22 protein-coding genes and 1 other RNA gene are annotated in these 24665 nt (G+C 35.6%); 19 read left to right on the top strand and 4 right to left on the bottom strand.

Annotated elements, in window-relative coordinates; all coding sequences use genetic code 11:
* Nucleotides 1-7 precede the first annotated feature (7 nt).
* The 5 genes from NTX65_16710 to NTX65_16690 all read left to right on the top strand — a co-directional run bounded on the left by NTX65_16710 (nucleotide 8) and on the right by NTX65_16690 (nucleotide 5953).
* Nucleotides 8-370: a carboxymuconolactone decarboxylase family protein gene (locus NTX65_16710; protein ID MCX6170977.1), complete on the top strand. Its 363-nt coding sequence runs from the start codon at nucleotides 8-10 to the stop codon at nucleotides 368-370.
* Complete coding sequence (locus NTX65_16705) at nucleotides 360-1700, top strand: amidohydrolase family protein (GenBank protein MCX6170976.1); 1341 nt, start codon at nucleotides 360-362, stop codon at nucleotides 1698-1700. The genes NTX65_16710 and NTX65_16705 overlap by 11 nt, the downstream gene beginning before the upstream one ends.
* 375 nt (nucleotides 1701-2075) lie before the next feature.
* Complete coding sequence (rdgB, locus tag NTX65_16700; GenBank protein MCX6170975.1) at nucleotides 2076-2651, top strand: RdgB/HAM1 family non-canonical purine NTP pyrophosphatase; 576 nt, start codon at nucleotides 2076-2078, stop codon at nucleotides 2649-2651.
* A 93-nt stretch (nucleotides 2652-2744) separates the two neighbouring features.
* Nucleotides 2745-3941 carry a hypothetical protein gene (locus NTX65_16695; GenBank protein ID MCX6170974.1) on the top strand — a complete coding sequence of 399 codons (1197 nt, stop codon included), beginning with the start codon at nucleotides 2745-2747 and terminating at the stop codon, nucleotides 3939-3941.
* 209 nt (nucleotides 3942-4150) lie between these two features.
* Nucleotides 4151-5953, top strand: a complete 1803-nt coding sequence (locus tag NTX65_16690) for a tetratricopeptide repeat protein (protein ID MCX6170973.1) — start codon at nucleotides 4151-4153, stop codon at nucleotides 5951-5953.
* Nucleotides 5954-6071: 118 nt separating this feature from the next.
* Here the strand turns inward: NTX65_16690 and ubiE are convergent, their stop codons facing one another.
* On the bottom strand, nucleotides 6072-6761 hold the full coding sequence (ubiE, locus tag NTX65_16685; protein ID MCX6170972.1) for a bifunctional demethylmenaquinone methyltransferase/2-methoxy-6-polyprenyl-1,4-benzoquinol methylase UbiE: 690 nt from the start codon (nucleotides 6759-6761) through the stop codon (nucleotides 6072-6074).
* Between the two features lie 49 nt (nucleotides 6762-6810).
* Here ubiE and NTX65_16680 point away from each other — a divergent pair, with 49 nt between their 5' ends.
* Nucleotides 6811-7131, top strand: coding sequence for a hypothetical protein (locus NTX65_16680; protein ID MCX6170971.1), 321 nt, complete (start codon nucleotides 6811-6813; stop codon nucleotides 7129-7131).
* Nucleotides 7132-7156: 25 nt separating this feature from the next.
* On the opposite strand, the gene rsmA is transcribed toward NTX65_16680, so the two are convergent.
* Nucleotides 7157-7945, bottom strand: a complete 789-nt coding sequence (rsmA, locus tag NTX65_16675) for a 16S rRNA (adenine(1518)-N(6)/adenine(1519)-N(6))-dimethyltransferase RsmA (protein MCX6170970.1) — start codon at nucleotides 7943-7945, stop codon at nucleotides 7157-7159.
* A gap of 95 nt (nucleotides 7946-8040) precedes the next feature.
* On the opposite strand from rsmA, the gene NTX65_16670 reads away from it, so the two are divergent.
* The 11 genes from NTX65_16670 to ffs all read left to right on the top strand — a co-directional run bounded on the left by NTX65_16670 (nucleotide 8041) and on the right by ffs (nucleotide 18957).
* Entirely contained in the window at nucleotides 8041-9132 is a 1092-nt protein-coding gene (locus NTX65_16670; GenBank protein MCX6170969.1) for a glycosyltransferase, read from the top strand.
* The gene (locus NTX65_16665; protein ID MCX6170968.1) at nucleotides 9111-9980 is read left to right on the top strand and encodes a DUF1207 domain-containing protein; all 870 of its coding nucleotides are present in this window, start codon (nucleotides 9111-9113) and stop codon (nucleotides 9978-9980) included. Before NTX65_16670 ends, NTX65_16665 begins: the two co-directional genes overlap by 22 nt.
* 1 nt (nucleotide 9981) lies before the next feature.
* Nucleotides 9982-10977 carry a site-2 protease family protein gene (locus tag NTX65_16660; GenBank protein ID MCX6170967.1) on the top strand — a complete coding sequence of 332 codons (996 nt, stop codon included), beginning with the start codon at nucleotides 9982-9984 and terminating at the stop codon, nucleotides 10975-10977.
* Nucleotides 10978-11187: 210 nt separating this feature from the next.
* The gene (locus tag NTX65_16655) at nucleotides 11188-12021 is read left to right on the top strand and encodes a hypothetical protein (protein ID MCX6170966.1); all 834 of its coding nucleotides are present in this window, start codon (nucleotides 11188-11190) and stop codon (nucleotides 12019-12021) included.
* Nucleotides 12021-13619: a hypothetical protein gene (locus NTX65_16650; GenBank protein ID MCX6170965.1), complete on the top strand. Its 1599-nt coding sequence runs from the start codon at nucleotides 12021-12023 to the stop codon at nucleotides 13617-13619. The genes NTX65_16655 and NTX65_16650 overlap by 1 nt, the downstream gene beginning before the upstream one ends.
* Nucleotides 13619-14617 carry a hypothetical protein gene (locus tag NTX65_16645; protein ID MCX6170964.1) on the top strand — a complete coding sequence of 333 codons (999 nt, stop codon included), beginning with the start codon at nucleotides 13619-13621 and terminating at the stop codon, nucleotides 14615-14617. Before NTX65_16650 ends, NTX65_16645 begins: the two co-directional genes overlap by 1 nt.
* A gap of 12 nt (nucleotides 14618-14629) precedes the next feature.
* Nucleotides 14630-15526 carry a PorV/PorQ family protein gene (locus tag NTX65_16640; protein MCX6170963.1) on the top strand — a complete coding sequence of 299 codons (897 nt, stop codon included), beginning with the start codon at nucleotides 14630-14632 and terminating at the stop codon, nucleotides 15524-15526.
* 105 nt (nucleotides 15527-15631) lie between these two features.
* Entirely contained in the window at nucleotides 15632-16591 is a 960-nt protein-coding gene (locus tag NTX65_16635) for a GNAT family N-acetyltransferase (GenBank protein ID MCX6170962.1), read from the top strand.
* A gap of 10 nt (nucleotides 16592-16601) precedes the next feature.
* On the top strand, nucleotides 16602-17732 hold the full coding sequence (locus NTX65_16630) for a glycosyltransferase (GenBank protein ID MCX6170961.1): 1131 nt from the start codon (nucleotides 16602-16604) through the stop codon (nucleotides 17730-17732).
* Nucleotides 17732-18742: a glycosyltransferase family 9 protein gene (locus tag NTX65_16625; protein ID MCX6170960.1), complete on the top strand. Its 1011-nt coding sequence runs from the start codon at nucleotides 17732-17734 to the stop codon at nucleotides 18740-18742. Before NTX65_16630 ends, NTX65_16625 begins: the two co-directional genes overlap by 1 nt.
* A 118-nt stretch (nucleotides 18743-18860) precedes the next feature.
* Nucleotides 18861-18957: signal recognition particle sRNA small type (gene ffs / locus NTX65_16620), an RNA gene on the top strand.
* Here the strand turns inward: ffs and uvrC are convergent.
* Complete coding sequence (uvrC, locus tag NTX65_16615; protein ID MCX6170959.1) at nucleotides 18958-20775, bottom strand: excinuclease ABC subunit UvrC; 1818 nt, start codon at nucleotides 20773-20775, stop codon at nucleotides 18958-18960.
* Between the two features lie 95 nt (nucleotides 20776-20870).
* Nucleotides 20871-22109 (bottom strand): glucose-1-phosphate adenylyltransferase, encoded by a 1239-nt coding sequence (glgC, locus tag NTX65_16610; GenBank protein MCX6170958.1) that lies wholly within the window; start codon nucleotides 22107-22109, stop codon nucleotides 20871-20873.
* 108 nt (nucleotides 22110-22217) lie between these two features.
* Between glgC and NTX65_16605 the strand changes: the two genes are divergently transcribed.
* Nucleotides 22218-23939, top strand: a complete 1722-nt coding sequence (locus NTX65_16605; protein MCX6170957.1) for a M1 family metallopeptidase — start codon at nucleotides 22218-22220, stop codon at nucleotides 23937-23939.
* The gene (locus NTX65_16600; GenBank protein MCX6170956.1) at nucleotides 23936-24664 is read left to right on the top strand and encodes a UDP-2,3-diacylglucosamine diphosphatase; all 729 of its coding nucleotides are present in this window, start codon (nucleotides 23936-23938) and stop codon (nucleotides 24662-24664) included. The genes NTX65_16605 and NTX65_16600 overlap by 4 nt, the downstream gene beginning before the upstream one ends.
* Nucleotide 24665 lies beyond the last annotated feature (1 nt).

Below are 24665 nucleotides of genomic sequence, written 5' to 3'. Positions count from 1 at the left end.
AAATATTATGAAATCCAATGTAAATGAATTTAGAGCTTACCGGGCAGAAATGAATGACAGAATTCTCAATTCCGGATTTAGAGATTTTAATAAATTTTTTGCGCTCGATAATAAAGCATATATAGACGGTGCGCTTAATGCGAAGACTAAAGAATTAATGGGACTTTCTTCTTCTATGGTACTGCGATGCAATGATTGTATCCTTTATCATATTGACCGTGCCATTCAAGAAGGAGCAACACAGCAAGAACTGTATGAAACATTTAATGTGGCTTTAATTGTTGGCGGTTCGATTATAATTCCTCATTTACGTTATGCTGTAGAAAAGATGGATGAAATATTTGCTGAGAGAAAAATAAATGAAAAGTAAACTGATAGTACCAAACAGGATTGTTACAGTTGACCCGACCAACACAGTTCTTTATAACCATGCGGTTGAAATTGTAGATGGAAAAATTCAAAAAATTGCACCGCTTAATGAATTTAAAAAATTTGATAGAGAGATTCTTAATTACCAAAATTACACTTTGATACCTGGGTTCATCCAAACTCATATACATCTATGTCAAACTTTATTCAGAGGATTGGCAGATGATCTTGAATTGCTCGATTGGCTTCAAAAAAGAATTTTTCCTTATGAAAATTCACACACAAGAAATTCTTTGCGCGCTTCTGTCCGTCTAGGTCTAAATGATCTGATAACAGGCGGTACAACTACTTTGTTAGATATGGGCACACTGCGGCATCAAGAAATTATTTTTGAAGAATTAATCTCTTCGGGTTTACGTGCATTTGCCGGAAATTGTATGATGGATCAGAATGAACTGTATCCTTCATTTTGCGAGACGACCGATTGGAATTTAAAATCAACATATGATTGGGCAAAGTCATTTCATAATTCTAATAATGATAAAGTGAAGTTTGGATTTGCACCGCGCTTTGTTCTTTCCTGTTCCAAAGAACTATTAATTGAAACGAAAGGGATGATGAAAGATTTTCCTGGTTCACTTTTCCATACTCATTCTTCAGAAAATAAAACTGAAGTTGATACTGTTAGAAAAATGACCGGTAAAGAGAATGTTGAATATTTTGATTCGATTGGAATTCTTGATTCTCATACTGTTCTAGCTCACTGCATTCACTTGAATGATAAAGAGTTGAAAACACTCAAAAAGAATTCTGTTCGTGTCTCTCATTGTCCTTCCTCAAACCTCAAGCTCGGTTCTGGTATAGCAAACATTCCGCGTTATATTAAAGAAGGAATTTCAATCTCTTTAGGGGCTGATGGTGCACCATGCAATAACAGCTTAAGTATATTCAATGAAATGCGTAATGCAGCATTAATTCAAAAACCGATTCATGGACCAACTTCGATGGACGCCTTAACCGTATTTCGTCTTGCCACTATTGAAGGTGCTAAGGCACTGCATATAGAAAATGAAGTCGGAAGTATAGAAGTCGGCAAAAAAGCCGATCTTGTTTTACTCGATCTTGATAAGTCAGATCAACCATTACTCCTGAATAACGAAAATGTTTATTCCAGTATTGTCTATTCTGCTTCAAAAGAAAATGTGAAAGTAGTTATGACTGACGGAAATATTATTGTGTCTGATGGAAGGTGTTTGATGTATGATGAATTGGATATTGTAGCAAATGGAAAAAAGGAATTACGTCAGATACTAAGACAAACTGCAAAATGATTTTTAAGTTCTTGAAACTTCTGGTAAATATTTCTTGATGGTCATCAAGAGTTATGAAATACCAGGCGCCCCGCTTTTTTGCGGGGAAGTAATCTAAATTTATTTTGAGTCACGAAGTTTATACCGAACAAAGTGAAAGTACTCGCAAGGATAATTATTGAAATTTTTCAGATGTTTCTTTGTAACAGATGTTACGCATACTTTTTAAAACCTTTGCCACAAAGACACTAAGGCACAAAGAAATATCGAAAAACGAATAAATATCAAATTTATACTTGGTGTCTTTGTGCCTTAGAAGCAAAAAATTCACCTCTTGCGCAACATAAGTTAGTTTTAGAAAATAGTAATAATCAGCGTTCCATTTTAGAGATACTAATGAAAATAATTTTTGCTACACAGAATAAAGGCAAAGCAGATGAGGTAAAAGCCATCTTTGCGGATTCATCAATTGAAATAATTTCTCTTTATGATCTTGGAAACCACATTGATATTGAAGAACACGGAAAAACATTCCGAGAGAATGCATTCATAAAGGCGAAAGCAGTTTATGAGATCTATAGAGAACCGGTAGTTGCTGATGATTCCGGTTTATCTATTGAACAATTAAATGGAAAACCGGGTGTGTATTCTGCACGTTACAGCGGTGAGAACTGCACGTACGAAGATAACAATCTAAAAGTGATTGAAGAATTAAAAGATTTTCCGGAACCCCATATTGCAAAATTTATAAGTTGCGCGGTTTATTATGACGGGAAAATCGAGATTGAAGCGATAGGTGAATTACCTGGGCAGATCATCAGGGAACAAAGAGGTACAAACGGATTTGGATATGACCCGATTTTTATACCGGATGGTTACGAAAAAACAATTGCTGAATTAGATTTTAAATCGAAAAATGAAATCAGCCACAGAGCGCGGTCGTTCAATCAATTAAGAAAAAGGCTGATATAAAAATTTCAGAATACATTTTTCATATATAGATGTTTATATTATCATCAAAGTTTTGAAATGTAAATTCATCTCTTAAATAGAGGCAACAGCTCAATGGAATGGTTAATACTAATTCTTTGGTTATCAATAATTAATGGTGCTCTTGGAGGTCAGTACATTCTTAACTGGATGGGCAACCAAGAAAAGTTTGTTGGCAACCAGCCTGTAGGTGTTTCACCAGGTGTTATGACGTGGTGGCGTGAGATTTCAAAACTTGCCTGGGCAGTAATTGCTGTTATTGTTGAAGTAATTCGCGGAAAGAAAATGAAATATTTGTGGCCGGGTGCCATTTCCATGGTCACAATTGCGATTTGTGCCTTTACCGGAGTTATAGAAAATATTGGTTTCTTTTATTTACCAAGATATTATTCACCGCATTTATTCGCACCATATGTAAATGTTTACCTAGCACTTCTTCCATTCTTCGGGAAAGTATTATTTAACGCACCAATAAGAAAAGCGCACTGGATTGGAATTCTATTGGTAATTGCAGGCCTATCATTTCCTTATCTTCCTCGCATTCTCGGAGGAGTTGTTGATCCGAAGTCGGTTCTAGACGGATCAGCTATTGTCTGGATTATCATAATTAATTTATGTCTCTTCTCGCAGCAGATTCTAAATAACAAAACTGTTCAAACCGCATTTAAGGGAGTTGGTCCGAATGCTCTTGTAGCATGGCGCGAAGTCTGGAAGATGATGTTCATTACATCGGCATTATTCATAATTCCATTTATTGGCAATTTAATGAATGTAAATATTCCGGATAAGTTAAATGCGAACATTATGGAAACGAGAGTTTTTACGAAAATAAACAACGAACAGAAAGAATATCTTCTAAACTGTTATGTAGAAAAAGATGGTCAATTTATACTCAAGAGGGATTTGGCAGAAGTTACTCAAGAAAATGTAAAAAAGATATTTGCAACCACTGAGTATCATAGATTCTTCTCATTATTTCAAGGGACAATATTACCTAAGAACTGGTGGCCGATATTATTTGTAGTGCTCGCCGGATTGACCGGGTACATATATAGTTTTGGATTTTTCAAACTGGCACGCTTCTCTGCACATTTCTGGGTTCCGTACACAAATGTTTATCTGGCGATAATTCCATTTATAATGTTTTTATTCGGGCAAAATGTAACTATCTATCAAGTTATTGGAGCCGTTATTACAACAGCAGGTTTGATGGTAGGTGTTTCCGATTATAAAAATAATAAGATTGAGGAGATTGAGAAAAAGTATAAATAATATTCTTGTTAGTATTAGTTTTTCATTTAGAAAATTTGATGAGTAGTCTAAACTCTGCTTTACATATTCATTTAATCTCGCTATAATGATTACGGAATTATTTTTAGAAGAAGTATTCGTTATTGTAAACCTTCCCTTATTCGGCTAAGTATAAAATCAACTTCCAGTTTCTGATGAATAGAAATCTCAATCTAACGGAGGAAACTAAAATGAAAATTACATTTCTTCTTCTCGTAATTATTTTATCGACTAATTCAATAAACGCTCAAAGTGCCGTGTATTTTAGTAAAGACAATGGGGCTTGGGGAGCAGCATGGGGTCGGACAACCGAATCAGATGCCAAGGAAGCAGCATACCAGCAATGCATAAATTATGGCGGGTTGAATCCGGTACTAGTTGTATCTACCGAACAAAATGGATTTAGTGCCATTGCTATAGGGACCAATAACGAAGGTGCAAGAGTTATCGGTGTATCTTTAGCCGCGGCTGATTCGATCAATGCAAAAGATGGCGCAATGAGACAATGTCAATCTCTTGGTAATAATTGTGAAATAGTGAAAACTTGGTATGATACCAATAAAGAAGATATGTACTTTGATCAGGGATATAATAATATAAATTCCGAGAATTACAACGATGCCGTGACAAATTTTAATTATGTAATCTCGTTGAATCCAAATAACGCGTCTGCATACTACAATCGTGGTCTTGCTAAATATAAATTAATGAATTACTTAGAATCTATTGCTGATTACAACATGGCAATAGAACTTAATCCGAAGGATCCAGACTCGTACATTGGGCGTGGAAATGCAAAAGATAAAATGAAAGATTATTATGGGGCTATTGCTGATCACAGCAGAGCGATTGAATTAAATCCCTACGATGCAACAGCATATCTTAATCGCGGTCTCGATAAATATCACTTAAAAGATTATTCTGCTTCAACAATAGATTATAACAAGGCAATTGAATTGAACCCGAATTATGCTCTTGCATATTCTAACCGGGGTTTAGTAAAAACTCAATTAGAAGATTATTATGGTGCAATTTCAGATTACAACAGGGCAATAGAATTAGATGGGAATTATGAAGTTGCATATTATAATCGAGGTCTCGCTAAATATTATCTAAAGGATTACCAAGGAGCTATAGCAGACTATAACAAAACAATAGAATTGAACTCCACGGACCCGAACGTTTATATCGATCGTGGTAATGCTAAAGATGGTGCTGGAGATAAACAGGGCGCTAGTGCAGATTATAGTAAAGCAATTGAATTGAATCCAAAGAGTGCTGTGGCATATTTCAATCGTGCTCTCACTAAATATTATAGTAATGATTATACCGGAGTAATAGAGGATAATAATAAAGCCGTAGAGCTAAATCCAAATTATACTTATGCATATCTTAATCGGGGTCTTGCAAAAGATAAGTTGGGGGACTATTATGGAGCCATAGCCGATTATAGCCGGGCAATAGAAATAAAACCAGATTATGCTAATGCTTATAATAACCGCGGCTTATCTAAATATCATTTAAAAGATTACAAAGCGGCATTAGAAGATTACAATAAAGCTGTAGAATTGAAATCGGATTATTCAAATGCTTATTTCAATCGAAGTTTTTGTTATGCACAATTTGAGAAATTTAACGAGGCAATTAAAGATCTTAATAAAGTTTTAGAACTTAGCCCAAACTCTGCGGCAGCTTATAATAACATCGGATACTATTATTTATCAAATAAAAATTATAGTTCCGCCAAAAATAATTTTGAAAAATGTCTAGAACTTGATGCAGAACATTGGGATTCAATGCTGGGGCTGGCATTATTATATTTTGAGAAGAAGGATAATATTAATTCTTCGAAATTTCTAAACCTTGCTTTTAGCAAAGAATCGCGATTAAAGGAAGGTCTTGCCGGAATAAATAAATTAGAAAAAGAGGGCTGGAGTTACTCGGCAAAAGAGAAAGATCTATTTGTGAAAATGATTCAACAATTAAACAAATAATTTCTCTAAAAGAAGCCGGTTAAAATCAATAATAAATAATTAGGATGAGCCGAATGTTTGTAAATAGAAAAATTATTAGAAAGATTTTCGTAAAGAGAATTTAGAAACTTCGAATCATTTATTTTTCAGCAATGACAACTTGAGTTAACCCAAAAGTAAGTGAGTGCTTTTCTACTTTAGAAAAACCAGCTTCCTGAAAGAGCTTAACTAGGTCAATTTTTTTGTCAAACTCACCAACCGACTCCGGCAAATAAGTGTAAGCTTCATTGTCTTTAGAAACAATTCTTCCGATAAACGGAAGTACTTTGTTAAAATAAAAAAGATAAAAATTTCTAATCAGAATATTCTTTGGCAGACGGAATTCAAGAACAGTGACTTTCCCTTTTAAGGAAAGAATCTTGTAAAAGGATTTGAATGCTTGAGGGATATTGTAAAAATTACGAACTCCAAATGCTACGGTGATGTTGGAGAAGGACTCATCTTTAAATGGCAAATCCTCTGCGACTGTTTCAACAACTTTCCCATTTATCCAATCGACTTTTTTGTTGAACAAAGAGAGCATGTTGAATGAAAGATCTGCACCGAAAATTTTTTCCACACCGTTTTTTTTGGCTGTAATTGCAAAATCTCCGGTCCCGCATGCTATATCCAATAATCTTGTTTTAGGCGACATGCCGGAAAGCTGAATTGCTTTTTTGCGCCAATAGAAATCAACACCGGCGCTCAGAAAATGATTCAAGAAATCATAACGCTGCGAAATTGAATCAAATATTCTCCTTACTTGTATTTTTTTATTTGTGTCTTCCATCTTAAGTATCTTATTGTTAATTTTTCTACCGAATTGACGGGACAAATTTATGGATAAATATCTTAAAGCATTAAAACAAAATGTTTGTGCAATTTGTGCAGACTCCAATGAAAAAGGGGGCTGCTCATTAAATGAAAAAGAATCTTGTGCAGTTGAATTATTTCTTCCCCAAATTATTCAAGTGGTGCACAATAACGATTCTGACGATCTTCAAGAATTACACAATAAATTAAGAGAAACAGTTTGTGTTGAATGCCGTGCTCAAGAAAACGGAAACTGTTATCTGCGTGAAGATGCAAATTGTTCACTGGACAGATATTTCAGTCTTATAGTACAAACGATTCAAAGGGTTGACGAAGAAACCGCCTGAGGTTTGTAATACCATATTAGCTGTGCTATCTGTCGGTATTTTTGAATCTTTGGATGATTCTTGTCAAATCGACAAATTCTTTAATTGTCAATTCTTCTGCACGTCGAGATGTGTCAAATTCATTCGTATCAATCGTAATATTTGCAAATGAACTATTGCCAAGAGAGTTTTTCAATTTCTTCCGTCTATTTCCAAATGCTGCTTTTACAACTTGAATAAACAATTTGAAGTCAAGATCGTTAGGCAATTGTTTTGAAAAATCGAGATGAATTATTGCGGAATCAACTTTTGGTTTCGGATAGAATACTGTTGGCGGAATCTTAAAACATATTTTCGTATCAGCAAAAAAATTGAGCAGAACGCCGAGTATTCCATAATCGTCACTTTTTTCTTCGGCGGTAATCCGTTTTGCAACTTCAAACTGGACCATTAACATTGCATTTTTTACCAAAGGACGGTTCTCGATCAGCTTGAAGAGTATTGGAGAAGTAATATTGTATGGAATATTGCCGATAATTCGGAGCGGTTTTTCGTTTGAAAATTTGTTGAGATCTAACTTTATGAAATCATGATTTATAACATGAACCGCCGGATAACTAAGAGCTAGGCTTTCCACAACCCGTTTATCTATTTCGACAGCATAAAGTTTTTTTACTCTATTGTTTAATTCGGCAGTAAGAGAGCCGGTACCCGGTCCAATCTCCACCACTACATCGCTCTTCTCGGGTGCAAATTCAGAAATAATTTTCTTGATGATATTTTTATCAACAAGATAATTCTGCCCAAATCTTTTTAATGGTTGCGGATTGCTCATCAACTTTTCATTAATTATTAATTTTCTTTGTGCAATATAAATTTTTCGCTTTAACTTATGGCTGCAATTTTAAATTATTATTTAAACAGAGAAAAATGTTCGAAATTATTTTCTTAATTGGTGTTTCACTTTACTTCATCCAGCTTGTAATTTTTACTATTGGCGCCGGAAAGAGGTACAATCAACTTTTAGACGAACAGCTTCCGGCAATATCTGTTATTGTAGCCGCCCGTGATGAAGAAGATAATATTCTTGATTGTATGGAATCATTGAACAATTTGGTCTATCCGGATGGCAAACTAGAAATAATCATTGTAGATGATCACTCTAGCGATTCTACAGGTGAACTAATATCAGCATTTATCAAGGATAAACAGAAATTTAAGTCCATATCTCCAGAAGGTTCCATCGGTTCACTGAAAGGAAAGACGAACGCTCTTGCAAACGCAATTAAAATTTCATCCGGAGAAATAATTCTTACTACTGACGCCGATTGTGTGGTCTCACCAAATTGGGCAAAAACAATTGCGTCATATTATAAAGAGGATGTGGGCTTTGTTGGCGGATTTACAACCCAAGAAAATCATAATGCGTTTGCCGGTATGCAGGCCATTGATTTTGTTTATCTTCTTACAGTTGCTGCCGGAGCTATCAATCTAGGTAAACCGTTAAGCTGTATCGGCAATAATATGTCATACAGAAAAAGTGTCTATCTTGAAATTGGTGGGTATGAAGGATTGCCTTTTTCCGTAACCGAAGATTTCAATCTCTTAATGGCAATTCACAATTTAAAGAAGTACAAAATTATTTATCCCCTTGATAAAAATGCGTTGGTAACTTCCAAAGCATGCCCAGATTGGAAAACTTTATATTGGCAGAAGAAACGCTGGGGCGTCGGTGGAATGAAGAGCGATTTAATTGGTTACTCTGTAATGGCCTGGGGATATATTGTCCATACTGCAATTTTGTTGCTTCCATTTATTTTCTCACTCCCTGCACTGTATCTAACAATTTTCAAAATTTGTGTGGATTATTTTTTTGTTAAACCAGTTTTCAATAAATTGAATCTCAGAATGAAAATTTCACATTTCATTGCTTTTGAAATCTATTTTATAATATATGTTCTTGTGCTTCCATTTATTGTTCTGCCGAATAGAAAAGTTAAATGGAAGGGAAGAACTTTCTAAATGAAGATAAAACTATTATGAAAAAATATATATTTATTTATCTCATATACATTCTTGGTTCTTCGGTTAATGCTCAGTCTATAACCGAGATTGAATATTTTCCAAATTCTCTTTCTATTCATCCATTTACTGCAAATCAATTGGAGCCAAAACTCGGTTTTGATTTCAGATTAAATAGTAACCAGTTATGGCTTAACATTGGTAATTCGTTGGATATTATACAGATTAAAAATGATTACGAAACTTTTTCATTCGGCGCCGATCTTTTTACATGGACTCTCTTGAAGAAGGAAGATAATTTCCATTTTCCGGTTGATGCAGTTGATTACATGTTTGGAGTCAATTTAGGATACAAAACAAGTGTCCATAATTATTCTTTCGGCGGAAGAATTAGAGTGAGCCATATCAGTGCTCATTTTGTTGACGGACATTATGATGGAGTTAAAAATGAGTGGAAAGATGGGTTAATCCCTAAAGTTTTTAGCCGTGAATTTGTGGAGATGCTTGGGTTTTATGAATTTTATAATCTGAAAATTTATGTCGGCGGAACATATCTTTTCCATGTTGATCCGGCGGGAATTGGTAGAGCTACTTTACAAACAGGTCTTGAGTATTTTATGAAAGATTTGATAAGTTATAATTTATCACCGTATGTCGCCGCGGATGGTAAACTGAGAACAAACGATAACAGCAGAAACTTTGCACTAAATATTGGTCTTAAATTTGGGAAGATTGATGGTAGGGGATTGAGATTGTATTATCAATATTACAAAGGTTATGATATTAACGGAGAATATTACAATCTAAGACGAGAATACTCATCTCTCGGTTTAAATCTGGATCTATAAAATGCCTGAAGATAAATTCGATACTTACACACCGGCAACCTCAAAAAAAAAATTTAAGCACAATTATCTACTTCATATTGTGCTCTTCATTGTTACGTTCATAACAACCTTAATAGCCGGTATAGAATGGACTACTGGAAAAATAGGGCCATATCAATTGGAAGATTTGTATCGTGGGTTGCCGTATGCTCTTTCGATCCTTTTTATTTTAGGTGTTCACGAATTCGGTCATTTCTTTGCGGCATTAATTCATAAAGTAAAAGCGACTCTTCCATTCTTTATACCGCTTCCGCCTATTGGTGGACTTGGAAACTTTGGAACAATGGGTGCAGTTATTAAAACCAAATCAGAAATTCCCAACAATAAAGCAATGTTTGATATTGGAGCTGCGGGTCCAATCAGCGGCTTCATTGCGTGCGTAATTGTTTTGATATACGGATTCACACACCTTCCCGGACAAGAATTTCTTCTGAAAATTCATCCTGATTATTTTTCACCTCTATATGGAAAAGGTGAAATCGGATTAGAATTTGGCAATTCGATTCTCTTTGCTTTACTTAAAAATATTTTTACAAATCCCTCACAGTTTATTCCTCCCATGAGCGAGGTTTACCACTACCCATATTTATGCGTTGGATGGTTTGGTCTATTTGTAACTGCCATGAATTTAATTCCCGTTGGGCAGCTTGACGGGGGACATATTATTTACAGCATGTTTAACAGCAAAAAACATGAAGCGATCGCCAGCATATCGATGATCATTTTGGTACTCTTAGGAGTTTTGGGTCTCTTAGAATCGTTTATAAATTTAGAAGTTCATTTTGGATGGAGCGGATGGTTATTCTGGGCAATCATTCTTTACTTTTTCATAAAAATAAAACATCCGCCCGTAAATCATTTTGAAGAATTAAGTACGGGAAGAAAAATAGTTGGCTATTTGTCTATTCTGATTTTTATAATATCATTTTCACCTACTCCTTTTATTTTTTCACTTTGACATGTTATTAAAATTGACTTGACTATGTATGCAAACATCTTTTAATTTAACACCAAGAAAATGGGAAAGATTATAGAAAATTTTGCTACGGTTTAATTTTACGATATTTTACAACAAAGTTGGCAATTTTCTATTATGTCCTTTTTTCCGATTCATATCAAAACTACATTGAACAGACCGGGCAATCATTCCATTAGTATTTTATCTACCATGAAAAAAATCTTCAATAATAATCTTATTTATTCTTCATTAATTGGTTTTTTGCTCTTATCGTGTACTAAAATTCCGGATGGAGTTGTTGACGTAAGTACAGTTGAATATAATATTGTTTCCATCACAGCCCCGGCTGGTTTTACATATTCACAAACTGATTCTGCAATTGTAACATCCATTCAAGTTGCGAATTACGAAACAGTTTCTAATGTATGGTGCAAGGTGAGCTCCATTGATGGAACTCTTACGGTAATAGATCAGGCCACAATGTATGACAATGGAAACCTCGCATTTAATGGTGATCAGATTAAAGGTGATGGAATTTATGCTGCCAAATTTGTTATGGGGAAATTAAATCCAAACGGTAACTATCAGATCGAATATTTTATTGAGGATAATATCCGTCAAGCTCCGGAAAATTTAGTTAAAGCCGGAGTGCATATCTTCACTTTTAACAATGGACAAAATAATCTGCCCCCTGTTATTTCAAATGAAAATTTTCCGTTTACAGTTAATATTGATCAACAGTTCACGTTCTCTGTGAAAGCAGTTGATCCAAATGGTCAGAGCGATATTGATTCCGTCTATTATAAACTATATCGTCCAAATGGTACATTGGTTATCAACAGTCAAGGAATTTCAAAGTTTTTGTTATTTGATGATGGGAATACTTCTGTACATGGAGATATTACAGCTCAGGATAGAATTTATTCAGCCGTTCTAACATTTCCATCAGGTCAGCCTATAGGAACTTGGCGCTTCGAATTACAAGCAAGAGACCGTGGTGGAAAATTCAGTGATCCAATCTCACATAATTTACCGGTTAATTAATGAAGAAATTATTCCACATATTTTTTGTTCTATTTGTTTCAGTTGAATTGTTTGCTCAGCAGATTCCTTCAGAGTATGATCTTGGAGCTAAGCGGTTATTAAAAACTAACGATCAAAATCCGGCAAGTAATACGATAGAGAGAATTTTAATAAATGATAATATGATTTTGCTTGCAACATCTGATGGGCTCAGCAAATCAACGGACAATGGAGTGAGCTGGATAAACTATGGGAACACAGTATTCGGGACAGAAAGTGTATCTGCTGTTGGATATAATAACGGTGTTATCTGGGCGGCAACATGGCACATGGAAAACTTGCTTGGTTCGGATACTCCGGTTGGAACGGGATTAAGATATTCCACGGATTCAGGCTCAAACTGGCATGAAGTTACTCAACCGGTTGATGCTAATAGTGATTCAACAATTTACTATGGGAATAATAAACTTCGAGCCCTTCCGATAACCGTTCGCCCGGGCAATTTCATCTATGATATAGCGTTTACAAAAAATGCAATTTGGATTGTCTCTTATTACGGTGGGCTAAGGAAATCTACTGATCTTGGTAGAACATGGCGACGTGTAGTACTTCCTCCCGATAATCTTAATTCGATTAAACCAACGGATGTTTTAAAATTTGATCTTTCTCCTTCCTCCGGCGCTTTGGGATTTCAAAATAATTTGAATCATAGAGCGTTTTCGATTCTAGCTATAGATGATAATACAATTTATGTAGGTACTGCTGGAGGAATAAATAAAACAACAGATGCAGGTAGCGAGTTTCCAAGTTGGACAAAATTCAATAACACAAATCAGTCTAAACCGATAAGCGGAAATTTTATTTTAGCCCTTGAGAAAAATGATTTTGATAATTCGATATGGGCGGGAACTTGGAAAGCAGAAGGGCAGTCGGAATTCTGGGGAGCTAGTGTTTCCAGAGACGGCGGACTGAGTTGGGAAAATTATTTAAGCGGTGAAAGAGTTCACGATTTTGGTTTCAAATATTTTGGTCCATTGGGGAATTATTCATCTGCTAATATTTTTACCGCAACTGAGAGCGGTGTTTACAGGAGCAGTAATAACGGCACAACTTGGATCTCTGCACCAGAAATAAAAGATGATAATTCATCAGTCAATATCAACACAAAACATTTTCTTTCTGTTAAGGTTAATAACAAAAGTGATAATACAAGCGATATCTGGCTTGGTTCGAATAATGGTCTTGCACGCTTAAATGAATCAGATCAGGTAACAGGTGCATGGAACGGCACGTGGAAAGTTTTTTTAGCTTCGGAAAAGCTGAGTTCTGCTACCGAGTCATACGCATTCCCAAATCCTTTCTCACCAAACTCAGAGCAGGTGAAACTAAAATATTCTACTGCCGGATCATCAACTGTCACAATCAGAATTTTAGATTTTGGAATGAATCTGGTTAGAACTGTTATTCAAAATGCGTCGCGTATTCCGAATAGCGAACAGCTTGATCTTTGGGACGGAAGAGATGAGAGCGGCAGAATTGTTCCGAACGGAGTTTATTTCTACCGCATTGATTTTGGTTCGGGTGAACCTTTATTTGGAAAAATTATGGTGATCATGTAATGATGAAAAAGATAATTCTCCAAATAATTTTTATTTCTTCTCTTATCTCTGCGCAATCAACTGTTTCCGATATCAGCAGCATGCCGGGCGCTTTCAGCAGAATGGGTTTTGGCGCACGTGGTATGGGAATGGGAAACGCAATGTCTGCCGTGAAAGACGGAAACCTTGTCTCTTACTATAATCCAGCTCTTGCGTCGTTTCAACAGGGAAATTCTTTTCAAACTTCTTATTCAATTTTGTCTCTGGACCGTTCACTCAACTTTCTAAATTTTACACGTAGATTTGAACTCGGCAAGAAGCAAGATGCTGATGGAAATATTAAACCAAGATCCGTAGCTGGAATAAGTATTGGATTAATAAATGCCGGTGTCTCTAATATTGATGCCCGTGATAGTGAAGGGAGAAAAACCGGAGACATTTCAACAAGTGAGAATCAATTTTTTATTGCAGTAGCAAATCGGTTTTCTGAAAAATTATCGATCGGTATTGCATTCAAATTCTACTATTATAAATTGTATGAAAATTTAACTTCATCAGGATTGGGCTTTGATTTAGGCGCGCTCTATTCTTTGAGCGAAAAAATGACATTATCATTTATGCTTTCAGATATAAACAGCAAGTATGAATGGGATTCCGGTAAAATTTATGGAACAAGCGGTAGCGTCACTAAAAATAAATTTCCTCTGCTGAAGAAAATCGGATTCTCTTATAAATTTGATGAACCAAAAATTATTGCAGCCGTTGAATTCGAAAGCAGCAACGGCGGCACAAATATTATACGTGCCGGCGGTGAATATAATATTTACGAAAATTTATTTTTACGTGCCGGTCTTGATAAATTAAATCTGAGCAATTCTGATTTTCCGGCTCGGCCAACATTCGGGTTCTCATATTTCCATTTGTTAAATTCTCTGAAAATTGGTATTGATTATGCTTTTGTCATCGAACCGTATTCATCCGGCAGCCAGCACATAATTGGTATAAACGTTAATTTCTAAAAAGAAAGAAAAATGAAAAAAATTTTATTCATATTTATGATGAGTGCTACATTGTCAGCGCAGTCAGCCGGCAATTCCGGTTTATCATTTCTAAAATTTGGATTCGGTGCACGTAATGTGGCAATGAGTGATCTTGGAGTTGTCGGTGTCAACGATTTATCGGCATTGAATTACAACCCTTCAATTCTAGCTGTGAACAATAAAACTCAGTTATCATTTACTCACAACTCACTTTTGCAAGATTTGAATTCCGAAATGTTCGCCGGAAGTTTTAAAGCGTTCGGTGTACCAATTGCAGTTGGAGTGAACACAACAAACATAGCAGATATTGAGATCCGTACAATACCCGGCGAAGTGCAATCAAAATTTAACGCACATTATTTTAACGGAAGTATCTCAACAGCTTTTCATCTCTTTGAAAAAATTTATTTTGGAGCTACTTATAAATACATTTATGAAAATATGTTTTCAGATGATGCATCAGGATATGGTTTGGATTTCGGTATAAATTATCAGAGTAATATAGCCGGACTAACTTTTGGTGCTGCTATCCGCAATTTAGGATCAATGAATGAACTTCGCAGTGAATCAACAAAACTGCCGACGGATTTCCGTATCGGTACTGCGTATAATTTCTCATTACAAAATTCGAAATTAAATTTTACCGCTCTTGCCGGATTTCAAAAATATACATTACAAGATGATTCACACATTCACATTGGCGGAGAAGCGGTTTATGACAAATTATTATCTCTTCGTTTTGGTTATGCCAGCGGATATGATACCAAAAATCTTTCTGCCGGATTCGGAGTGAACTGGAAAGGGATCAATCTTGATTATGCATATGTTCCTGTTAAATATGGTCTTGGCGATTCGCACATTATCTCATTCACTTATACTTTTGAATAGAATTGAAATCAAATTATAAATTTCAGACTCTTCTTCGGTTAGCAGTTAACTTCAAATTGTTTATTTTTACCCAACCTTTTTTGATAAACTTTATCGTGGATTGAAATGGAAGTAATCAAATACTCTGACGATTGGAGAGAAAAATGGGACCGCTTTGTTCTTCAATCAAACAACGGCACAATGTTTCACCTTCAAAAATTTTTTGATTATCACACACCCGGAAAATTCAGATTCGATCATTTGATGTTTATTGAGAAAAATAAAATTAAAGCGCTGCTACCGGGCAGACTTACAAACGGACTTTTTGAATCACCCGTTGGCGCAAGCTACGGTTCGATTGTAACCGGAGATATTAAATTTGCCGAAGCAATGGAACTTGTTTCTACTCTTCTTGATTACGGCAGGCAAAACGGAATCAATGAATTTGAATTGACGCCGGCTCCGATGGTTTATGAGACTTATCAAAATCAGAATCTCGATTTCGCAATGTTGTGGCAAGGGTTTTCTTTCAAGCTGCACTATATCTCCAGCGCAATCAAACTTGATAAGGAGAGAGATATACTTGAACGCTGTTCACCGACTATCCGCCGCAATGTACGCAAGTCGTTAAAAAATTCTGATATTCGTGTTGAGATCAACGAACGTTACGATGAGTTTTACCCGATACTTCTTGAAAATAAAGCTCGTCATAATGTTAAACCGACTCACTCTTATGAAGACTTGCTTCGTTTAAAAGAACTGATGCCGGATAATTTAAAATTGTTTATGATTTATCTTGGCGATGTTCCAATTGCCGGTTCATCAATGTTTTTTGTGAACAAAAATGTTGCACTCTGTTTTTATAATATGCTGAAATATGATTACGCCGATCATAAACCGATTCAGCGCGTGATGTACGAAGTTTTAAAATACTCCACAGAAAATGGTTACGCTTACGTTGATATTGGTGTTTCTCAAGACACTAAAGCTGTAAATCCTATGACTCCTAGCATGAGTTTGATCGAGTTCAAAGAGAAATTTGATGCGAAGACAATTATGAGAAATACTTTTCACATAAAATTATGATTCTCATTAAATGATGAATCAGCAAAAGAAAATTTGTATTGCTTTCCTTGGTAATGCTCAACACGATTCCCGCATTACAAATCTTGCCAATTCACTCAAAGAAGACGGCTACAAAGTTTCAATAATTTCATTTGATTGGCTTAATCCGGCTGAGAAATTTTCCGGTAATGAATTAAAGATTTTCAAGCTCACCAGAGGAAAGTTTAATCTATTTTTCTATTTACGTTTTGCTTTGATTTTGATCCGAGAGTTATTCAAAACGAAAGCTGATCTTTATTTTGCAGAAGATTTGTACACACTTCCGTTTGTTACCGTAATTGCTAAATTGAAACGGGCGAAAGTTTATTATAACAGCCGCGAACTTTATGCTTTTATCGGCGGATTGAGAAACCGTCCGTTTTTACAAGCCATCGTTAAACAGATTGAAAAATTTTTCATTACAAAAGTTGATCTTGTTCTAACTACGGGCGAAATGGATTCCGCATTCATCGAAAAATTTTATGGAATTAAGAAGACGCTGGTAATTAGAAATATTCCACTGCTTCAAATTCCATCAGACAAAATTGATTTTAGAAAGCTTTACAATATCCCGGCTGATAAATTGATCTTGCTATACCAAGGGGTTCTATTGGAAGGACGTGGCGTGCAGATAATAATGCGTGCAATGGTTAATCTCCCAAATACAGTTTTAGTGATTCTTGGAGACGGGGAACAAAAAAATAATTTTCAAAAATTGTCCGATGAGTTGAAAATATCAGAGAGAATCTTTTATGCCGGTACGATCAATCAGAAAGAATTAATTAATTATACTGCTGGCGCGGATGTCGGGCTTTCATTAATTGAAAACATTAGTATAAGTTATTACCACGCTCTTCCAAATAAATTATTCGAATATATCATGGCCCGTTTACCGGTTCTCTGCAGTGATTTGCCTCAGATGAAAAAAATTGTTGAAGGATTTAATGTTGGTGAAAGTGTCAGTGCTGAAAATGAAAATAATATTTATCTAATTCTGAGGCGATGGAGCGAAAGTCCGGAGCTATTGGACTCATACAGAAAAAATTGTCTTATTGCCGCTCAAGAATTGAATTGGCAAGAAGAATACAAAAAATCTAGAAAAAGATTGCTGGATTTGGATTGATGTCTAAACAGAAAAGAATATTAATCGTTAGACCCGATAGAATTGGCGATGTAGTATTATCAACACCGCTTCCGCGTGAAATTAAGAAAGCTTTTCCGGATAGTTTCGTTGCACTCCTTCTTCGTCGATACACAAAAGATATTTACACGAACAATCCTTATGTAGATAAAATTATTTTGATTGAGGATAAGGATTCGCCGAAATCATTTTTCGAGCAAGTCCGCGAGATTAGAAATTACAAGTTCACTCATTCCCTAACTCTTCTACCAACTGAAAAGTTGAACTACATTCTTTTCTTTGCCGGTGTTCCATTCCGAGTTGGTGTGGGGCATAAGCTTTATCAGTTTCTAACTTTTACGCGGTACGTAGATCGTAAAAAATATATTCCGCTTCGTCACGAAGCTGATTATTGTATGGACCTTGCGCGGAAGATTGGAGTACAATCCAATAATCTTGATTCGGAAGTATTTCTAACCGAAGAAGAAAAGCAAAAAGTTGTAGAAACTAGAATTAAGTTACTGCACGGCAAAAAATATTTAATTGGAATCCACTCTACATGCGGTAATTCTTCGCCAAACTGGTTGCCGGATGAATATAAAAAATTAATCCTAATGCTGAATCATAATGAAGAAATAAGCATTGCTGTCACTGATAATAAAGTTCCGGCAGAACTTGAAGGAATAGAAAATATTTTTTATCCTAATGTTGGTAAGACGTTACGTGAGTCGTTTTTGAATTTTGCTTCGCTTGATTTATTAGTTTCCGCAAGCACAGGCCCAATGCATATTGCTGCAGCTTTAAAAGTTAAAACACTTTCAATGTTTTGTCCTCTTACTGCTTGTTCACCAAAACTATGGGGACCTATGGGCAATCAAAGTAAAATTGTTCTGCCCTCAGAAAATTATTGCCAGACTGTTTGTCCCGGCGATCCGAAGAAATGTTCATTCGCCGGTGTTGGGGGAATTGATTCTGCCAAAGTGTTCGATATAATTAAAGCGGAATTTATGTAGAATGGAACGCGGATTTTTATGATGGTTATGATTTTTAATGATTAATCATTTTGTATAAGAAAAGATCATAATGATCAGCGTTCTATTCTTAATTTTTCTATATTAGCACCCCGATTTTTGCCAGGCACTTACCGGCAAGTTTTTACCCAATCCCGCCAGGTCCGGAAGGAAGCAACGGTTAGTATTTAACTTGGGTGGTTGAGTGCTTGGCATTTTTATTTTGTATGATAATGTTCAAATATCAATTTTGCTTTTGCATTACCAATCTCTTCAGCTAACTTTGTTTCATCAGCAGATTTTATTTCATCCAAACTCATAGCGGTTAAAAGTTTATGCGCAACTTTTTCGCCGATCCCTTTTATTTCAAGAAGTTCGCTTGTAATTGTTCTTTTGCTTCTCCGCTCGCGGTGAAATGTTATTGCAAAACGGTGAGCTTCATCGCGCACATGCTGAAGCAATTTTAGACTTGATGATGTCTTAGGTATTGATTGCGCTTCCGATTCGCCGGGAAGAAAAACTTCTTCCAACCGTTTTGCCAATCCGATAATCTCATAATTTTTTATTTCTAGTTCATTAAGTATCTCAATGGCACTTGAAAGCTGACCCTTACCGCCGTCAACCATGATGAGATCAGGGAACGGCAGATTCTCTTCTTTTAATCTGTTGTATCTTCGGAAAATTATTTCCCGCATGCTGGCAAAGTCATCCGGTCCTTCAACAGTCTTGATTATAAATTTCCTGTACAAACTTTTTTTCGGCTTGCCGTCAACAAAAACGACCATGCTTGCAACTGCGTCGCTTCCTTGAAGATTGCTGTTATCAAAACATTCAATAACGCGCGGAAGATTTTTCAAACGCAAATCTCTTTGAAGTGCCGAGAGCGCATAGGGAACATTCCCTTCCTTCTTCATTCTCTGAAGTTGAATTTCTTTCAGCTGCAATTGTGCATTTTGTTTACACATCATTAATAGAGATTTCGCGTCACTCTGTTTTTGAGGTATTATGAGATGGCATTTCTTAATAGCTTTTATGTTCAGCCATTCCATCAATGCTTCAGAATCGTCTGGTTCAGTTTCAACAATAATCTCACGCGGTACTTCAACAAACTCGCTGTAATAAAATTTAATTATTGCGGCAAAAATTTGACCAGGCTCTTCGTTAACTTCACAACCCAAATTCAATTGCCGTTTACCCGCTAACTTGCCTGCCCGGATATTTAAAATTGTTGCAGCAACATCTTTGCCTTCGTATGCTGCGCTGATAATATCCCGGTCTTCTAAATCGTTTGAAACAACTTTTTGTTTGGAAGAATAAACTTGCAGTTGATCAATTCTATCTCGAATCTCGGCAGCTTTTTCAAAATCTAATTTGGCAGAAGCACTTTCCATCTGATTTTTTAATTCTTGAATAAGTTCTTCGGTTTTACCTCTCAAAACTTTTATAACTTGACTAACCATTCCATTGTAATGCAACTGTGTCACCAGTCCTTCGCATGGACCTTCGCATTTTTTTATGTGATAATCCAAGCAGACCTTAAATTTTTTCTTGTCAATCGCTTGCTGAGTAATATCCAATTTGCAGCTTCTGATCTTAAATATTTTGCTTATCACACGGAGAGAAGTCTTCATATTCTTTACATCTGTAAAAGGGCCAAAATATTTTGATCCATCTTTGATGACATTTCTTGTAGGGAAGATCTGCGGATATGGTTCATTTGTTACACGGATATAAGGGAATGATTTATCATCCTTAAGAATAATATTGTATCTCGGTTTTAAATCTTTAATAAGATTGTTTTCAAGAACAAGTGCTTCAATTTCATTATTGGTAACAATCAATTCCAGATCGTTAATTTTTGAAACGAGCACTTCGGTTTTTGGCGAATCAACATTTTTTTGGAAGTAGGAACGTACTCTGCCGCGCAAATTTTTTGCTTTACCAACATAAATGATTTTCCCTTTCTCATTTAAGAATTGGTATATGCCCGGCAGAGCGGGGAGTGAGTTAAGTTTGTCTTGTAATGTTGAATTCATGCTGAGCTTATTTTTAACTGTACCAAAATAAAATTGATTCTTTAAAATAAAAAGGGCTGGTAGTTACCAGCCCGAATTATTGTACAATAAATGTTTCATTTAAAAATATAGTTTTTGGGAACCACGACAATACCAGTTTCCGATACAGTAAATCTTTTTTTATCTGTTTCGGAATCAAATCCAATTTCAAAACCCTCTGGTACAGAGACGTTTTTATCAATTATGGTTCTTCTAACTCTAGCATGACGCCCAATGTTACAGTTATCCATGATAATCGAATCGGTAACATAGGAATAACTATTAACGCGAACATTGAATCCAACTATTGAACGTTCAACCAAACCGCCAGAGATAATTGTTCCATCTGATATTAACGAATTAATTGCACGTCCGACACGTTCACCTTCATGCGATACGGTTTTTGCCGGTGGATACTGCTGCTGCTGTGTGCGTAGCGGCCAGTCAAAATCGTAAAGATTAAAATGTGGACTGACATTTATCAAATCCATGCTGGCTGCGTAATAGCTATCAATCGTACCTACATCAACCCAATACGGCTGATCCTTTTTGTTCTCATCAATAAAACGGTAAGCCTGAACATGGTAGTCATTTTTTAACATGTAGGGAATAACATCTTTGCCAAAATCATGATTTGAACTTTTTTCTTTATCCATTTTGGTAAAAACTTCTTTAAGTGCTGCAACATTGAAAACATAAATTCCCATGTTGGCAAAGGATGATTCCGGTTTATCGGGAATTGTCGGCGGAGACTTTGGTTTCTCAACAAAGGCAGTGACTTTATAATGTGGATCAATATCGATTACACCGAAACGGGATGCTTGCGCCTTAGGAACTTCAATAGCAGCAAGTGAAAGTGCAGCTTTTTTTTCAATGTGGTACTGGATCATTTTCAAATAGTCCATCTTGTAAATATGATCACCGGAGAGAATTAGAACCCATTCGAAACTTTCGTCATCTATCAAATTAAAATTTTGGTGAATAGCATTCGCAGTTCCTAAATACCAATTGTTGCTTGTTTTAAATTGAGGCGGGATTGAATATACAAATTCTCTCAGCTCCGGATTAAAAATGCTCCAGGCTTCATATAAATGACGGTTTAACGAATCCGATTTGTATTGTGTGATGACATAGATTTTTCGAAATCCGGAATTCAAACAATTAGACAATGTGAAATCAATTATCCGGTATTTACCTCCGAACGGAACGGAAGGTTTTGTTCTCTCTTTAGTAAGCGGAAATAATCGTTCTCCTTGCCCGCCTGCTAAGATCATAGTTAAAGTTTTTCGTAGGATAGTTGAACCGGTGTATGCCATTTCAATCCTATAAGAATTTGATTAAAATATATCTAATTATGAATTGATTGGCAATTAAAGAAATTATTAACTTTGTATGAAATCAAACTCGGACTCCACAACATATTAATGCGAAAAAGACTAATACTTCTAATTTCCTCAATAATTCTGCTTGTTGTTCTAATCGCGGGATTTCTTACGTACCGTTGGCTGGTCAATCGATTCAATCTACCGAGTGATACTGTCAAACTGATCAATCTTTCGAGTCAGTTAAAAAACTTTGATGAAAAAGAGCTGGCAGAATACAATCCCAAAACTCAAAGTGCAATTGATGTCCTTCATTATCAGATCAAAATTGATTTATATCCGGAACAAAAAAAAATCTTTGGTGAAGTAACGATAAAAATGAAAGTAAATGAGAAGCAATTATCAAAAATAGAAATTAATTTTTATGATAATCTTATTATTCGCGATCTTCGCCTCAATGATACCAAAGTGGAATATGATCGTTCCGAAAAATTGTTAAGTATTCACAATAATAATTCTATTGATACGGCGGTTATTAAAATTGTTTATGAAGGGACTCCAAAAAGTTTAGGCTTCGGTTCATTCAATTTTGAAAAAGTTGATAACCGTTACCAGGTTTATACATTGAGCGAACCGGTCTTTGCTTCAACTTGGTTCCCTTGTGTGGATCTGCCGGATGATAAAGCGTTAGCCGATATTTACATCACCAATGATTCCTCAGACGTGTCGTTATCGAACGGCAGATTGATTGAAACAAATACACAAGGTGCACGCAGAACTTATCATTGGAAAACATTTTATCCAATTTCTACCTATTTAATCGCACTCTATTCCGGAAATTATAAATCGGTCTCACAAAAATATATTTCTATTAGTGGTGATTCGTTGAAATTGTCTTACTATGCGCTTCCGGAAAATATAGATAACGCTCAAAGGGATTTTTCCGATCATCCAAAATATCTTAAAACATTTGAAGAACTGTTCGGCGCATATCCGTTTGTAAAGGAAAAATATAGTGTCGCGGAATTTTGGTGGCAGTCCGGGGCAATGGAAAACCAAACTATAACCGGAATTGGATCAAATTTTATTTCCGGGAGAAAATTTTTTTCTGATATGTTGATTCATGAACTTGCGCATCATTGGTGGGGAGATGCCGTCGGTCCAAAAACATGGAAAGATATCTGGCTGAATGAAGGATTTGCGACTTACTCCGAAGCTCTCTATTGGGAAAAACAAAGCGATATCCGGGCACTTCAATCAACGCTCAGAAGTAAGTTCAGTATGTTTCCAAACGGCACTCTATACAATCCCGGGAACGCATTGTTTAGTTCTCTTATATATGATAAAGGCGCATGGGTGCTGCATATGTTAAGAAGAGAAGTCGGCGATGAAATATTTTTTAAGATATTACAGAGCTATTTCAAAGAATACAAATACGGTAATGCTTCAACTGCCGACTTCAAAAATTTCTGTGAAAAGATTTCAAAGAAAAGTTTGGATAAATTCTTTGATCAATGGGTTTATAAAGGCGAAGGGATAATTGAGCTGGATTGTGTTTGGTCTGTTCAAAAGGAGGGAGAAGAATTTATTTCAACAATTAAAATAAAACAGTTACAAAAAGGTTACGATATTTATAAATTCCCACTCGATATTAAATTGATTTCGGAAAAAGTAAGCGAATCGGGAATTTCAACTGTTCGAATTGATGGCAAAGAGGTTATTCTAGAAATGAAATCAAAATATAAACCTGTTGATTTAATTTTGGATCCCGACAGTTGGTTGTTGGCAAAAATCAATTTATCTATAGAAGAGAACGGGAAATGATTCCTAACAAAACCTATTATTTTATTTCTGATATTCATCTTGGGCTCCGTTCTCCGGAAGTTGAGAAAGAAACTGAAAAAAAACTAGTAAAGTTGATTAATCATGCTCAGGATTCATGTGATGAGTTATTTATAATAGGCGATCTTTTTGATTACTGGTTCGAGTATAAGCGTGTAATTCAAAAAGGATTTATAAAAACACTTGCTTCTTTAGCTGATTTTACCGAAAGCGGTAAAAAAATTCATTACATAATTGGTAATCATGATTTTCTCCACCGGGATTTCTTCGAGAAAGAAATAGGAGCCGTTCTTTATCACGATCCAATTGATATTAGATTGAACGGTAAAAAATTTTTTATGGCGCACGGCGACGGAATGGTAAAGAACGATCTTGGTTACCAAATCTTAAAGAAAATTTTACGAAACAAAACACTGCAAAAAATATACTCGCTTGTTCATCCCGATCTAGGGATTAAAATTGCAAGTGCTACAAGTAAATCAAGCCGTGATTATACGGCTAATAAAAATTATGGAACAGTGGACGGACTATTTGAAACCGCAAAGACAAAAATAGATTCCGGATTTGATTACGTAATCTTCGGTCATTCACACAATAGAACGCTTGAAAAATATAAAGAAGGATATTACATCAACCTTGGCTCATGGTTAGACCAGCCATGCTTCGGGAAATTTATTGAAACATTTGAGATAATTGATTGGGAATAAG

The sequence above is a fragment of the Ignavibacteriales bacterium genome (assembly GCA_026390795.1).
Classification (GTDB): Bacteria; Bacteroidota; Ignavibacteria; order Ignavibacteriales; family Melioribacteraceae; genus Fen-1258.
The sequence above is the reverse complement of the archived record's forward strand: the minus strand, read 5'-3'. Positions and strand labels throughout refer to the sequence as shown.